Origin of the sequence: Novosphingobium sp. ZW T3_23 (genome assembly GCF_044987305.1) — a bacterium.
Taxonomy (GTDB): domain Bacteria; phylum Pseudomonadota; class Alphaproteobacteria; order Sphingomonadales; family Sphingomonadaceae; genus Novosphingobium.
Window position 1 is genome coordinate 1 of the sequence record NZ_JBJDRF010000155.1, and the last position, 584, is coordinate 584.

General features: G+C 69.2%; 1 protein-coding gene. It reads right to left on the minus strand.

Annotation, left to right across the window (positions count from 1 at the left end; translation table 11 throughout):
* Nucleotides 1–584: MBG domain-containing protein (locus ACI3K3_RS25785; protein ID WP_404918977.1), on the minus strand; the 584-nt coding region annotated here is incomplete at both ends.

A 584-nucleotide genomic window follows, 5' to 3' on the forward strand; every position in this document is an offset into this window, starting at 1 on the left:
GTGATGCCATAGGCGCCGACATTGCTGGTGGCGGTTGCCGCAGTTGCCAGCGCGCCGCTCAGGGTATCGCCATTGACGAGGCCGTCGCCGCCCAGAGTGTAGGTCAGCGCGGGATTGGCATTGCCATAGAGGCGCGAGAGCGCATCGGCGGTGACGGTGAGGCCGCGCGGCGTGACGGTAAGGTCGGCGCCGGTGAAGGTGAGCGCATAGTTGCCGCCGGCCGCGAGAGTGCCCTGGGTGATGCCATAGGCGCCGACATTGCTGGTGGCGGTTGCCGCAGTTGCCAGCGCGCCGCTCAGGGTATCGCCATTGACGAGGCCGTCGCCGCCCAGAGTGTAGGTCAGCGCGGGATTGGCATTGCCATAGAGGCGCGAGAGCGCATCGGCGGTGACGGTGAGGCCGCGCGGCGTGACGGTAAGGTCGGCGCCGGTGAAGGTGAGGGCATAGTTGCCGCCGGCCGCGAGGGAGCCCTGGGTGATGCCATAGGCGCCGACATTGCTGATGGCGGTTGCTGCGGTGGCCAGCGCGCCGCTGAGGGTGTCGCCGTTGACGAGGCCGTCGCCGCCCAGGGAGTAGGTCAGCGC